The following is a 13829-nucleotide window of genomic DNA, read 5'->3' on the forward strand; positions in this document are numbered from 1 at the left end:
ATTTGTGAGGTATGGGACGTGCAGACTTTTATAATCATTTTAAATTGGAATGGATGGAAAGATACAAGGGAATGTGTTAAAAGCATATTATTAAATGACAACGAAAACTATCAAATCATAATTGTGGATAATAAATCAACTGATGATTCTGTATCTCAATTGAAGCATTTTATTATGAACGAAATTGAAGGAGTTTCAATTGAAGAGTATATTGCAGACTCTGAGAGAAACTTTAAAAGAATTAATCATGAAAACTCTCCAAACAAAAAATCCATCGTGTTCATTCAGTCCTATAAAAACCTGGGCTACGCCGGAGGAAATAATCTCGGGTTACTGTTTGCGTCCAAAAGCAACATGAATTCGGCAAAGTTGATTTTGAATAATGATACCACGGTCAATAGTGATTTTATTAGCAATGTTGAACAAACGATCTCAAAAAACATTCAAATTTCACTATTAGGATTCCCCGCTCTTGATTATAACAACCATCAATCAGTGGAAGTATATTACGTTAAGGACAGACAATTATGGGGAGTTCAGAAGGTTACAGAATTAGATGGAAAAAAGGATCAACATTTAATAGAATGTGAAAGTTTAGGTGGGCATGCGATGTTAATCACCCCACTATCGCCAGAGCAGTTCTTACCTGAAGAGTTCTTTCTATATTGTGAAGAAAGTGAATTCTGCCAGCGGGTCAATAAAAAGGGAGGAAAAATATATTTAAGCCTTGAAACACCGGTCTTTCATAAACACTCTGGAACGGTGGGGTTAAATTCTCCTCTACAGGTTTACTATTATAACAGGAATATACTTTATTATATGAGAGCAAATAGACAATGGTATGTATTTTTGCTTTTCTACTTACTAAAATTAAGTAAGTCCTGTATTGTCATTCTTAAGTATTTGATAAAAGGTAATTATATACACGCAAAGGCCTTATTAAAGGCAAACATTGATTTTATTGCCGGTAAAAGAGGGAAACAGTGGGTAAATTAATCAAGGTATACTGTGAGGTAAAAAAATTCATTATGTTGGAGGGCTAAAATGCTAAAAATAAGAAAGATGCTAACCATAGCGAACTTGAAACAATTTAATGCTGTACTTCTTTTGGCTATGCTTCTGCTAACATTAATTACAGCATTGCTACCTCAAATACAGATTGCTCTTTTTAACAAGAACGTATTAATACCCAATATTTCGATAAAGGCTATGATTCTTCTCCTAATTGCTCTTTCCTTCTTATGGATTTGTGGGTCAAAAAACAGAGAGTACATAAAAGATAACAAATCTGTGTTTGGATTATTTATACTTTATTTTATATATATAGCATGTGTTAGCGTATTGTTTGTAAGGTTTGGTTTGTCGTCAGGATTCGTTGTATTTAGTATGAATTCATATTACTTTTTTTTACTTATTATTCCATTTGTGCTTTTGATGAATGTAAATGTTTCAAGTGTTAAAATCATGTGGATCTTTCTCGCGTTCGCTATTCCATTATCTATGATAGGGATTGTGCAACACTTGACGAATCAACCGCTCTTACCACTTGCATCTGCTGATGGACAATTTTCAATTAATTCGTGGCAATTCGGAAATCATGTGCGTGCTTTTTCATTATTTGATTCTGGTCTGGACTTCGGACATTACCTAAGTATATGTGCTGCCTTTGTAGTATCCATGATTACGATAAAGCGGAAAAAAATGATTACTATGAATAGCATCATGCTTATCTTATTTTCGATCACCATATACACAACATTGACAAGAAATATTTATATTGAATATCTGTTTTCAATTATCTGTGTTTTAATTGTTTATCTATTTATTAATAAGAAGTATTTGGCTGTGCTGCCAATAGTATTGTATCTGTTTGGGTTATTGATAAATAATATTGCACCATTGATGGCAAAAATTTATCATCAGCATAGCATTTTTAACTTGGAGACGTATATAACGAGGCAAAATGAATGGATTACAGTAAGAAATGTCTGGCTAGGTCAAGGTTATATAAAAGCTCTATTTGGAACCGGGTTCATTCAAAGTGACAAGTATGAATTGACGCGAAATTTGCTTATTGATAATTCAGTATTAGCTGTTGGTCTTCACACAGGAATTGTGGGTTTAATATTCTATCTCTTAATTATGTGGCTCTGCTGGATGTATTGCGTGAAGGTTACCACGTCTAAACAGAATGTGTTTAACATCGCCTTAACGGGATTTTTCTCGACATGGGCTTTAACGGGGATTTTTAATATTAACTTTTCTACTTATGCAGTTGTATTTATTCTGTTCTTGCTAGGAAATTCAGAGCGAATGAAATTTATAGATAAAAACCAATATATTTTATGGAAAAACGAGTGAAAACTTTGACTAGTAGCAGTACTCATGCCGATGGAGGTATAACAAATGCGAAAAAATATTACCATTGATACAAGAATGATCCATGCCTCAGGCATCGGCACTTACATAATTAATGTGGTCCCGAGACTTATTCAACAAATGAGTGATTGTGATTTCTATTTATTAGGCAATACAGATGACTTACATGATTTAGGAAGAGAAATTAATGTACATGTGATTGAATGTTCAGCAAATATCTACTCGGTCAAAGAGCAAATTGAATTGATTAAAAAGATTCCTAAAGAAACGGATTTATTTTGGGCTCCCCATTATAATATACCTGTAAGGTATAAAGGTAATCTGCTCGTTACCGTACATGATGTATTTCATCTAGCAATGAAACAATTTGTTAAGGGTATTTCAAAGAGAGTATATGCGAAATGCATGTTTGATATGGTAAAAAAACATGCAGATCAGGTGATCACTGTTTCAGAATTTACTAGGTCCGAACTAATTAAATATGTGGGATGCTCAGACAAAAAGATAAGTGTGGTTTATAATGGTGTCGATGCTTCTTGGTTTAACGAAGTGAGTCAAGAGAGAGTCATAAATCATCCTTATATCTTGTATGTGGGTAATGTAAAACCACATAAAAATCTCATTAATCTTATTAGGGCTTTTAATCAGGTGAAAGAAAAATTTCCTTATGATTTGGTCATCGTTGGGAAAAAAGATGGATTTATCACAAATGATGATGAACTTAATTCTTTCTTTGAGACGAGTGAGCGAATTCAATTTACGGGTTTTGTTGATGACGATGAGTTAAAAAAATTGGTGCATCAAGCAGAATTCTCGGTTTTTCCATCACTGTATGAAGGATTTGGATTGCCGCCACTCGAAGCAATGGCGAGTGGCACTGCGGTTGCAGTTTCGAATATCCCGGTTCTAAAAGAAATTTGCGGCGATGCTGTAGTGTACTTTGACCCTAAGGATCATCAGGATATTGCAGAGACGATCTGTAAGATGGAGAATAAAGAAATCAGAAATGAACTAATAGATAAGGGAAACCAAAAAGCAAAACAATTTACATGGGAACATTGTGCGGACAGTACTGAGAAAATAATTCGTAATATGTTAAGCAGTAATTAATGATAATTATTCACGAAAAAAGTTAAGATGGTAGGTTGTTAAAATGAAAATAGCAATTGTACATGAATGGTTTGTTTCACATGCAGGCTCAGAGAAAGTTGTTGAACAGATTTTAAAGATATTTCCAGAAGCCGATCTATTCAGTGTCGTAGACTTTCTACCTGCTGAAAAACGTGGTTTTATTTTAAATAAACAGGTGACAACAACTTTTATTCAAAAGCTTCCTTTTGCAAAGAAAAAGTATCGTAATTACTTACCACTGATGCCAGTAGCAATTGAGCAGCTAGATTTATCTGCCTACGATATAATCATTTCAAGTTCACATGCTGTGGCTAAAGGAATTATTACGGGTCCTGATCAGCTACATATTTCATATATACACTCACCTATAAGATATGCATGGGATCTGCAGCATCAATACCTACGTGAATCTGGGTTGTCAAAGGGACTAAAAAGCTGTTTAGTCAGATATATGTTGCACAAAATTCGCATGTGGGATTATCGAACGGCTAATGGTGTGGATTATTTTATTGCAAATTCTAAGTTCATTAGCAAAAGAATATGGAAAGTGTACCGTAGAGAGAGCGAAGTAATCTATCCACCGGTTGATGTAGACAGCTTTACATATCATGAAAACAAAAACGATTATTATGTTACGGCTTCTCGGATGGTTCCTTATAAGAAAATTGATTTGATTGTCGAAGCATTCTCAAAAATGCCAGATAAGAAATTAATCGTTATTGGGGATGGACCAGATTTCAAGAAGATTGAAAAGATAGCTGGCCCAAATGTAAAATTATTGGGTTATCAAAATTTTGAGATACTGAAGAAGTATATGCAAAGTGCAAAAGCATTTGTTTTTGCTGCTGAAGAAGATTTTGGAATTGTTCCGGTAGAAGCCCAAGCATGTGGCACCCCAGTAGTCGCGTTTGGCAAGGGTGGAGCCCTAGAAACTGTACGAGGATTGGATGAAAGTAATCCTACAGGTGTATTTTTTCAAGAACAAACTGTAGATTCAATAAAACATGCAATTCATCAACTAGAAGCGAATTATCAAAAGTTTAAACCGCAAAACTGTAGATCAAACTCGGAGAAATTTGCGACTGAAATGTTTATTAACCATTTCAGGGATTTTGTTAATGAAAAAAGATCTGAATCTTTAAGCAAGAACTGAAACGCAATAATTTAAGTAAATGGTCTGGAGTTTTTTTATGAAATTAGCGAATAAATCACACTCTTTTATTTACAACTTATTTTATGCTTTTGCTGCACAAGCTATCTCTTTATTTGTGAGTTTTTTGATGTCCCTAATTGTTCCGAAGCTTTTAGGGATAACGGAATTTGGCTACTGGCAGTTGTTTATATTTTATAGTGGTTATGTGGGCTTCTTTCATTTTGGTTTAAATGATGGCGTTTATTTAAAGTATGGGGGCAATTCATATAAAGACTTAGACAATAAGCTTCTAGGATCTCAATTTTGGGCATCCATGTTATTGCAAACAGTGATTGCTGTCGGAGTGATCATGTATGCGTTCATTTACACGAATAATGATGCTCGTATATTTGTTCTCATTTCTGCCGCTGTTTGTTTAATCCTTGTGAATGCTAGTGGATTTATTGGGTATATTTTCCAAGCGGTTAACTTAACTCGGATCTATTCACTTTCTGTGATCATTGATAAAGTTTTTTTTATAGCGGCTGTATTCATTCTGCTTTTCATAAGAGAAACGGATTTTAGACCTTTTGTTTTATTGTATCTTCTGAGCAAGTTTGCTTCATTAATTTACTGTATTTATAAAGGAAAAGAAATTATATTTGTACATATACAGAATTTAAAAACCACATTCGTTGAAATTAGTAAAAATATAGCCATCGGAATTAATTTAATGGCAGCTAATATTGCAAGTATGTTAATACTCGGAGCAGGACAATTATTTATTGATCAGCGCTGGGGAATAAATGCATTTGGAAAGATTTCATTTTCCCTTTCTCTAACGAATTTGTTTTTAGTTTTTCTTGCTCAATTCAGCATGGTGCTCTTTCCTGCTTTGCGACAATCCGGTTCCGACAATCTAAATCATCTTTATCAAAAAATACGAAGTAATTTTGCACTTATCTTTTTGGCAATCCCATTGTTTTATTTTCCAATGACATATGTTTTAATATTGTGGTTACCACAATATCTGGAAAGTTTACGTTACATGATCTTTCTGCTTCCACTTTGTATTTTTGAAGGGAAGATGCAGGTTTTGTGTAACACATACCTTAAAGTTTTGCGGAAAGAAAGGGTATTGCTAGGGGTAAATTTAATCGCAATGCTAATTAGCTTTGCGTTAATTTGGATAAGTGTTTATGTTATTCAGAGCATTGTTGCTGTAGTTGTATCAATGGTGTTTTCAGTGATTGTAAGAAGCATTATTGCAGAAAATTATCTCTCAAAACTCATGAATATTTCTACATTGAAATTTCTCGTTCAGGAAATTAGCCTTTCGTTAATATTTATGGTTGCAACTTGGTTCTTGCCATCATTTATGGCGTTTATCATTTATTTACTTGCCTATATTGTTTATCTATTCATTAATAAAAGTCTAATAAAAGAATTTGGCTCGACTTTATCAAGAAAAATCAGAATTCGAAAACAGCATTAATTTACGAGAGGGTGAACATTTTGAAAGGAATAATTTTGGCAGGTGGAAGCGGAACGCGTCTTTATCCGATTACCAGATCAATATCAAAACAACTGGTGCCAATTTATGATAAGCCAATGATTTACTATCCATTATCAGTCTTAATGCTGGCAGGGATTAAAGATATTTTGATTATATCAACGTCAAAGGACACGCCAAGATTTCAGGAACTGCTTGGTGATGGATCAGATTGGGGCATTCATTTAGAATACACGGTTCAACCAAGTCCTGATGGCTTAGCACAGGCTTTTATTTTAGGAGAAGATTTTATTGGCAATGATAGTGTTGCACTTATTTTAGGTGATAACATTTTTTATGGTCATGGATTCACTAAGATTCTTGAAAAAGCAGCCTCTCAAGAAACGGGTGCAACTGTGTTTGGCTATAATGTCAAAGATCCGGAACGATTTGGAGTCGTAGCTTTTGATGAAACTGGTAAAGTGACTTCAATTGAAGAAAAACCGAAGGTGCCCAAATCAACTTATGCCGTGACAGGCCTCTACTTCTATGACAACCAAGTTATCGATATTGCAAAAGATATTAAACCTTCTGCTCGCGGTGAACTCGAAATCACGTCAGTAAATGGGGCTTACTTAAAGAAGGGAACATTGAATGTTGAGTTGCTTGGCCGCGGCTTTGCATGGCTGGATACGGGAACGCATGAGTCATTGCTTGATGCTTCACTATTTATTCAAACCGTTGAAAAGAGACAGAGTCTTAAGGTTGCGTGTCTCGAAGAAATTGCCTTTCGAAAAAGATATATTGACGCAGAAAAATTGTATGAATTGGCGCAACCATTAAAGAAAAATGGCTATGGCCAATATTTGCTTGGACTACTAAAAGATTGATTATAAAAATATTGGTAGGTGTAAAAATTGGCAAAGATTAAAGTTACCGACACTTTTTTAAAAGGTGTCAAGATTATCGAACCAAAAGCTTTTGGCGATAACCGTGGCTATTTTATGGAGAGCTTCAATGCGGAGGAATTGGCAGAATATGGAATACATACAAAGTTTATTCAAGACAATCAATCGCTGTCGAGTGAACCGGGAATCATTCGCGGTCTGCATTATCAGTTGAATCCGAAGTGTCAAACAAAGCTACTTCGCGCATTGACGGGTGCCATCCTTGACGTGGTCGTAGATATTCGCAAGGGATCTCCAACATTTGGTCAATGGGGAGGATTTATACTCAGTGAATATAACAAACGTCAATTGCTGATTCCTAAGGGGTTTGCACATGGGTTCTGCACATTGACGCCGAATGTCAATATTTTCTACAAAGTGGATGAATATTATGCACCGGAGTATGATCGCGGTATTATGTGGAATGATCCAGCAATCGGCATTGATTGGCCGGTGAGCGATCCGATTCTCTCGGAGAAGGACAAGCATCATCCTTTACTAAATGATGCGGAAATCAATTTTGAAGTGGGGGTCGATGACTAATGAAACTGCTTGTTACTGGCGGTGCCGGATTTATCGGCAGTAATTTTGTTCATCATATGATTAAATTTCATCCTGAAGATACCGTTGTCAATTATGACTTATTGACTTATGCAGGTAACCTTGAAAATTTGAAGGATGTAGAGAATCATCCAAATTACCACTTTGTCCGTGGCAATATCTGTAATCGTGAACTTATCGAATATGTTATTGATCAATTTGACATTGATACGGTAGTGAACTTTGCGGCTGAGTCTCATGTTGACCGTAGTATTACGGAACCAGATATCTTTGTGAAGTCTAATGTACTTGGAACGCAAACGCTTCTTGATGTTGCAAAAAGCAAGAAAATTAATAAATACCTCCAAATTTCAACGGATGAAGTATATGGCACACTTGGTCCTGATGGTTATTTTACTGAAACAACACCTCTAGCACCAAATAGCCCATACTCTGCGAGCAAAGCCTCAGCTGACTTAATGGTGCGTGCTTATTATGAAACCTTTGGTATGAATGTAAATATTACACGTTGCTCGAACAACTACGGCCCATATCATTTTCCAGAAAAGTTGATCCCATTAGTTGTTACCAATGCTTTGGAAGGTAAGGAGTTGCCTGTCTACGGTGATGGCAAGAATATTCGTGACTGGCTTTATGTCGAAGATCACTGTGCTGCTATTGATCTTGTGCTCCATAAAGGCAAACCTGGAGAAATCTATAACGTTGGTGGCCACAATGAAAAGTGTAACATCGACATCGTTGAACTTATTGTTGATACATTGGGCAAATCACGTGACCTGATTAAACATGTATCAGACCGTCTTGGTCACGATCGTCGTTATGCGATCGATCCAACAAAAATAGAGACTGAACTCGGATGGAAACCGCAGTATAACTTCGATTCCGGTATTAAAGAAACGATTCAATGGTATCTTGATCATGAAGACTGGTGGCGTAAGATTAAGTCCGGCGAATACATGGACTACTACAAGAAACAATACGGAGCGAAGAGCTATGTCAAATAAGATCCTTGTTACCGGTGGTCATGGGCAACTAGGTACTGAATTAACGCTAATGCTCCAAGAAAAAGGATTTGAAACCTACGGGCTTGGTCATCAAGAATTGGACATTACTGATCTGGATCATGTTCGTAAAGTATTTCGTGAGATAAAGCCGGATGTTGTTTGTCACACAGCTGCTTACACAGCAGTAGATAAAGCTGAGTCCGATCGGGACGGTGCTTTTTTGATCAATGCCTATGGCACCCGTAATGTGGCGATTGCTGCTGAAGAAATTGATGCAAAGCTCGTCTATGTGAGTACAGATTATGTGTTCAATGGCGAGAAAGAGGGGGCTTACAGCGAGTTTGATACTCCGTCACCTCTTGGTGTTTATGGCCAATCGAAGTACGCAGGTGAGCAATTTATTCATGATTTCCATTCGAAGTTCTTTATTACGAGAACTTCCTGGGTGTTTGGTCAGTACGGTGGCAACTTTGTGAAAACGATGTTGAATTTAGCTGAAAACAATGACCAAATTAAGGTCGTTAATGATCAAAGAGGCTGCCCAACTTATACTGAGGACCTTGCAGAGAAGATCATAGAGATCTTTCAAACCAATAAATATGGGGTCTATCATCTTTCAAACTCAGGAAGCTGTACGTGGTATAAATTTGCGAAAGAGATCTTTAAACTTAGAGGAATTAACGTTAAGGTGGTTCCATGTACAACCGAAGAATTTCCACGGCCAGCGAAGCGCCCCAAGAATTCAGAGTTTGAACATATGGCGCTGAAATTAAATGCGTTTCAAGAGTTGAGAAATTGGCGGGAAGCATTAGAAAGTTTATTAAATAAAGTTTAAGTTTAGTACTCCAAATGTAAAGGACACTTAACCTAGGGTGGCGTTTATAAAAAAAATTCCATTTTTTATTTATTATGATATTGCTTTTTTCCTAATATTGATGATTATTCGCGGTTCAGCGAGTCTGCAAATTATGCATTGGATGGATGTCCATATTTATGGCTGACTCCATCTAGATATTATTCCAAAGATTACTATAAAGGTAGATTTTTCTATTATTAACAAAAGGTGAATATGGTGCTGCACATAAAGATTTCTTTCAAGGGAGCTATAGAGATTATTGAACAAATAATATATAGTTTTTAAGAATAACTACAATAAGTTTAACAATTGAAATTATACAAGAATAATTAATTTGAATTGCTTCAAAATGTGCATTTTACCTTGATAATAATATCATTATTAAATAAAGGATGATTATATTATTGAGACGATATGAGGAATTGGATGCTTTGAGAGGAATAGCCTCACTTGAGGTTGTACTTAGTCATTGCCTGCTCGTTTACCCAATCTTTTTAGCAATATTTTACCACGCTCCCTTGAAAGAAAATTGGCAAATAATATTGCTAGCAAAAACGCCTTTGCATTCTCTATTCGGAGGAAATGAGGCGGTGATTTTATTTTTTGTTCTGAGCGGGTTTGTGTTGTCGCTTCTGTACTTAAAAAAATCACCAAATTATATAGAGTACATTGTAAGAAGGATATGCAGAATCTATCTTCCATACATTTTTTCAATTGTACTTTCTCTTTTTCTTCTTGAGTCTTTCAATTGGACGGCAAAACCGAATTTAAGTGAATGGTTCAATCAGATGTGGCACTATGTTCCGAGTGTTAAACGTGCATTTTCTTATGTAATTATGCTCGGGATTGATACACAAAATGTTAACACGGTTACATGGAGTCTTGTTCATGAAATGCGAATATCATTTGTTTTTCCTCTTATTATGTTACTTGTAAAAAAATACAACTGGAAAAAGTCTCTTGTCATTGGTTTAGCAATTTCTTTATCTGGATGGCAAATAATTGATAAGTTTTCCAATTTAACTACTGGAAATTTGTTGTTTACTATGCAAAATATTGCATTAACATTTTATTATGTTTCATTTTTTATCATGGGAGCAATTCTTGCTAAATACAGAACATCTTTAGCGCTTATTTACTATAAAATGAATATATTTGTTAAGTGGCTAGTTGTCATTTTTGCGGTTATTTTCTATAACCTTGAATGGATGCTTCCGAAGATAGGGTATCTAAAATATTATTCTTCATTTCTTGTTGAATCCTTGGCTAAGTCTGTTATTGATTTTTCAATTACAGTAGCTGTATGTACTTTAATTATATTCGCGTTAAATTCAAAGCGTCTCAGAGCAATTCTTAAAATAAAGCCATTATTATTTCTTGGAAAGATATCATATAGTTTATATCTTATTCACCCAATAGTGTTGTTGCTGTTTGTTCATTTACTATATGGTCTGATACCTTTACCATTAATATTAATTTCGATACCAATAACAGCAATTAGTATAGCCACAATAATGCATCGTTTGATTGAAGTGCCATCCATACAACTAGGGAAACTTCTAAGCAGGAAAAAAATAAATTCCGTTGGTAATGAAATATAAGGAGTAATTTTTGTTCTCTTTAGATGAGTTAATGTTTATAATTTTATCAAATACAATAGCGTTATTAATTGAGAACACAATATATGGGGTAATACCCAAACTTACTTGACTATCATGAAAGTTTTGATTCAACGGAATTTACATTGACGGGTTTAACGAGTCGCGTTAACATGGAACCATGTCATTTGGAAATTTGTAGGAGTGTAAAATTTGAAGAAGATTGAAATAAGTATGATTGTCTGCTTATGTTTTATGATTGCTTTCGCATGGGATATCCCGTCGGCAAAGGGAAAGGTGAAAACGCCGGAAAGTGGTATCTTTTCGTTATAACGAAGGGATATAATCAAAAGGTAGATGGTTTCCCATCGGACAACACGTATTTGCTTGGCTATGTTTCGGATAATCAAACCGGTCCTTATAAACCTCTGAACCAAACCGGTTTGGTTCTTGTAGGTTTAACAGCCGAACGTACACGTATGCTTATTACGGTTTGCGGACAGCGTCAGATTCAAATGATCTCTTGATTACGAGCTATATGACTAATCGCAACATTTCATCAACAAATCATTCAACCTTTGCACCTAGTTTTTTACTCCAAGTTAATGGTGACCAAACTCAGGTAATTAAAAATAGTGTACTCGAACAGGGGCAATTGACTAAAGATAATCAACATCAATCATACTAAAAGTAATGAAAATCTAGGAGATGGGTTTATCCCTGCTTGATCCGAACCCCAAAAGTTGGACATTTTTATTAAGCTACTTGCTCGGTGGTTGAAAGCCGATACTCAATCGGACTTAGACCACCGAGTTTTTTTTGATCCGAGGCGTATTGTAATACTCAATCCAGTCTCGCATAACTGTTTCCAGATCTTTTCGTGTCTTGATAATGATGGTTCCTTACCGTTTCAGCTTTCATGATGTGAAAGAAGCTTTCCATTTGGGTATTATCCAAGCAGTTCGCTTTACGGGACATACTCTGACGGACATGATGTACTTTTAACTCTTTGCGCCAAGCAGAACTCTGATATTGAAATCCCTGATTCGTATGAATATACGTGAGATAGTGATGTTCCGGTATCTTTTCCAAAGCTTCATGAAGCGGTTTAAGCACAAATTCAATCGTCGGATGATCACTTATATTGAATGCCAAAATCTCATCAGAGTAAAGATCCATAACCGGTGAGAGATAGATCCGTTCATGAAGGTCTGATGGCCCCAGCGAAATTCGGATACATCCGTCACGATCTTCTGATAAGGGCGATCCGTCATGAACCTACGGTTCAGATTCTTAGCTAAGTAACCAACGATCCCCTTATTACGAAGGACAACAACACTTTCCGGTGCCTCATTGAGAATAAGTGCCAATGCAAAGACCAGAAATCGGTAAGCAGAGCAAGAGCCAGAGGCAGTCCGCTAGACAACCGAATAAGTTTATGAATGACCTCCTGTTCAATAGCTCCGTAAGATTCTACATAATCCACGGTTTCTTTATATGTGAATGCCGCTAGCGGAAGTTCGACAATCTTCTGTCCCAGTTCGGACAAGGTTTGCCACTCGCGAGGAAGCGGCAGTCTCGAAGCGAGAATTACAGCGACACCACTATCGGGAAGACGGGGCAAAAAATCATTAATAAATAATCGCTCAATTAGCTTCAGCTGTTCAAAATGATCAATGGTGAGAATGATACGATGATCGGCGTCTGCATGATACAACGGTTCGACTGGATTGGCATATTCCCTCGAATCCAAATAAGCAAAATGAAAAGTGGCCGAAAGATACTCAAAGAAACCTGTAGGTGTTTTTAAGCAAGCAGAACCATCCAGTGTAACGACACATGTATGATTATTCTGGGCAATTTGTGCCATTTCTGTGAGCAGAGCACTCTTTCCTATTCCGCGGAACCGCAAACGTAAAATAAGCGGAAAGGTGCATTTGGGTTATGGACCCATTTCTTAATGTTTTCCAATTCCTTCTTCCTACCGGCAAAGTGATGATAGTGATTCAACCGGCTACTTAATTCTTCACTTTTCACACAAATCCTCCTCCCACCAAAAAAAGTTCCTAAAAAAAGTATATAAAATTAAGAATAGATTGATAAGAATACGAGACTATATTGAGACAATATTGATAATGAAAGAATATTGTCACATGGTATTCTATTAGTGTGAATATTGTCATATCATTATATGCTTGATTTCTAGAGAGAAGAAAGGAGCGAGTAATGAATACGTATCAATTCTATATCGAATACGACGGTCGTAGGACCGTATCAAGTGCTTATGAAACACCAATTGAAACAGTAATCGCCGATACGATTGATCAGGCGGCAGGTAAATTTGCTGAAAAAAATAAATTGAAAAACGTGAAAGTTGATCATCTTGATGAGGGGGACTATCGCGTTTTTTTAGAAAAGAAGAATCTGCTTGGCAAAACTCGTGAACTTGTTTATTTCGTTCGTGAAGGCTAATAACATTAAATTTTACAATTATGTAAAAACCGCATAGTTGATTAAAAAGTGCTATAATAATTTTTGCTGTTTTTGATCCTGATGCCATGGTTCAATAGATACAGTTTTTACGAAATCGATGAACATGATAATTTCTCCCATTATAACATTAACAGAGACTTCTATACTATTTCTGAACCCTTTTTACAAAAAAATGGTTATTACAGACGTTACCACAACAATTTGCGACATGTTGCCTCGCGACGAGCACTATTTTC

Annotated in this window: 16 protein-coding genes; 12 read left to right on the forward strand and 4 right to left on the reverse strand. The window is 35.9% G+C overall.

All coding sequences use genetic code 11. The features are described from left to right. Positions 1–18 precede the first annotated feature (18 nt). From P343_RS24810 to P343_RS37875, 11 genes are all read left to right on the forward strand, one after another. Positions 19–996, forward strand: coding sequence for a glycosyltransferase family 2 protein (locus tag P343_RS24810; protein WP_201767662.1), 978 nt, complete (start codon positions 19–21; stop codon positions 994–996). A 48-nt stretch (positions 997–1044) separates the two neighbouring features. Further along, a complete protein-coding gene (locus P343_RS24815) occupies positions 1045–2361 on the forward strand; it encodes a hypothetical protein (RefSeq protein WP_023509471.1) in 1317 nt (438 codons plus the stop codon). A gap of 45 nt (positions 2362–2406) precedes the next feature. Beyond that, the gene (locus P343_RS24820) at positions 2407–3489 is read left to right on the forward strand and encodes a glycosyltransferase family 4 protein (protein ID WP_023509472.1); all 1083 of its coding nucleotides are present in this window, start codon (positions 2407–2409) and stop codon (positions 3487–3489) included. Between the two features lie 43 nt (positions 3490–3532). Next, positions 3533–4663, forward strand: coding sequence for a glycosyltransferase family 4 protein (locus P343_RS24825; RefSeq protein WP_023509473.1), 1131 nt, complete (start codon positions 3533–3535; stop codon positions 4661–4663). Positions 4664–4700: 37 nt separating this feature from the next. After that, on the forward strand, positions 4701–6137 hold the full coding sequence (locus P343_RS24830) for an oligosaccharide flippase family protein (protein WP_023509474.1): 1437 nt from the start codon (positions 4701–4703) through the stop codon (positions 6135–6137). Between the two features lie 20 nt (positions 6138–6157). After that, entirely contained in the window at positions 6158–7024 is an 867-nt protein-coding gene (rfbA, locus tag P343_RS24835; RefSeq protein WP_023509475.1) for a glucose-1-phosphate thymidylyltransferase RfbA, read from the forward strand. A 36-nt stretch (positions 7025–7060) separates the two neighbouring features. Continuing rightward, a complete protein-coding gene (gene rfbC / locus P343_RS24840; protein WP_031263717.1) occupies positions 7061–7624 on the forward strand; it encodes a dTDP-4-dehydrorhamnose 3,5-epimerase in 564 nt (187 codons plus the stop codon). Beyond that, positions 7624–8646, forward strand: coding sequence for a dTDP-glucose 4,6-dehydratase (gene rfbB / locus P343_RS24845; protein WP_023509477.1), 1023 nt, complete (start codon positions 7624–7626; stop codon positions 8644–8646). Before rfbC ends, rfbB begins: the two co-directional genes overlap by 1 nt. Next, positions 8636–9481, forward strand: a complete 846-nt coding sequence (gene rfbD, locus P343_RS24850; RefSeq protein ID WP_023509478.1) for a dTDP-4-dehydrorhamnose reductase — start codon at positions 8636–8638, stop codon at positions 9479–9481. The genes rfbB and rfbD overlap by 11 nt, the downstream gene beginning before the upstream one ends. 425 nt (positions 9482–9906) lie before the next feature. Continuing rightward, on the forward strand, positions 9907–11103 hold the full coding sequence (locus P343_RS24855) for an acyltransferase family protein (RefSeq protein WP_023509479.1): 1197 nt from the start codon (positions 9907–9909) through the stop codon (positions 11101–11103). Between the two features lie 266 nt (positions 11104–11369). Then, a complete protein-coding gene (locus P343_RS37875) occupies positions 11370–11627 on the forward strand; it encodes a glycoside hydrolase family 68 protein (protein WP_168371019.1) in 258 nt (85 codons plus the stop codon). Positions 11628–11900: 273 nt separating this feature from the next. On the opposite strand, the gene P343_RS37770 is transcribed toward P343_RS37875, so the two are convergent. From P343_RS37770 to P343_RS37100, 4 genes are all read right to left on the reverse strand, one after another. Continuing rightward, positions 11901–11960 carry a hypothetical protein gene (locus P343_RS37770; protein WP_422784807.1) on the reverse strand — a complete coding sequence of 20 codons (60 nt, stop codon included), beginning with the start codon at positions 11958–11960 and terminating at the stop codon, positions 11901–11903. Then, on the reverse strand, positions 11944–12336 hold the full coding sequence (locus P343_RS36335) for a DDE-type integrase/transposase/recombinase (RefSeq protein ID WP_317134700.1): 393 nt from the start codon (positions 12334–12336) through the stop codon (positions 11944–11946). The genes P343_RS37770 and P343_RS36335 overlap by 17 nt, the downstream gene beginning before the upstream one ends. 61 nt (positions 12337–12397) lie before the next feature. Next, positions 12398–12970, reverse strand: a complete 573-nt coding sequence (locus P343_RS24870) for a hypothetical protein (RefSeq protein WP_023509481.1) — start codon at positions 12968–12970, stop codon at positions 12398–12400. Positions 12971–12993: 23 nt separating this feature from the next. Next, positions 12994–13137, reverse strand: a complete 144-nt coding sequence (locus tag P343_RS37100; protein ID WP_023509482.1) for a hypothetical protein — start codon at positions 13135–13137, stop codon at positions 12994–12996. Positions 13138–13326: 189 nt separating this feature from the next. On the opposite strand from P343_RS37100, the gene P343_RS24875 reads away from it, so the two are divergent. Then, complete coding sequence (locus P343_RS24875; RefSeq protein WP_023509483.1) at positions 13327–13572, forward strand: hypothetical protein; 246 nt, start codon at positions 13327–13329, stop codon at positions 13570–13572. Positions 13573–13829 lie beyond the last annotated feature (257 nt).

The organism is Sporolactobacillus laevolacticus DSM 442 (assembly GCF_000497245.1).
Classification (GTDB): Bacteria; Bacillota; Bacilli; order Bacillales; family Sporolactobacillaceae; genus Sporolactobacillus; species Sporolactobacillus laevolacticus.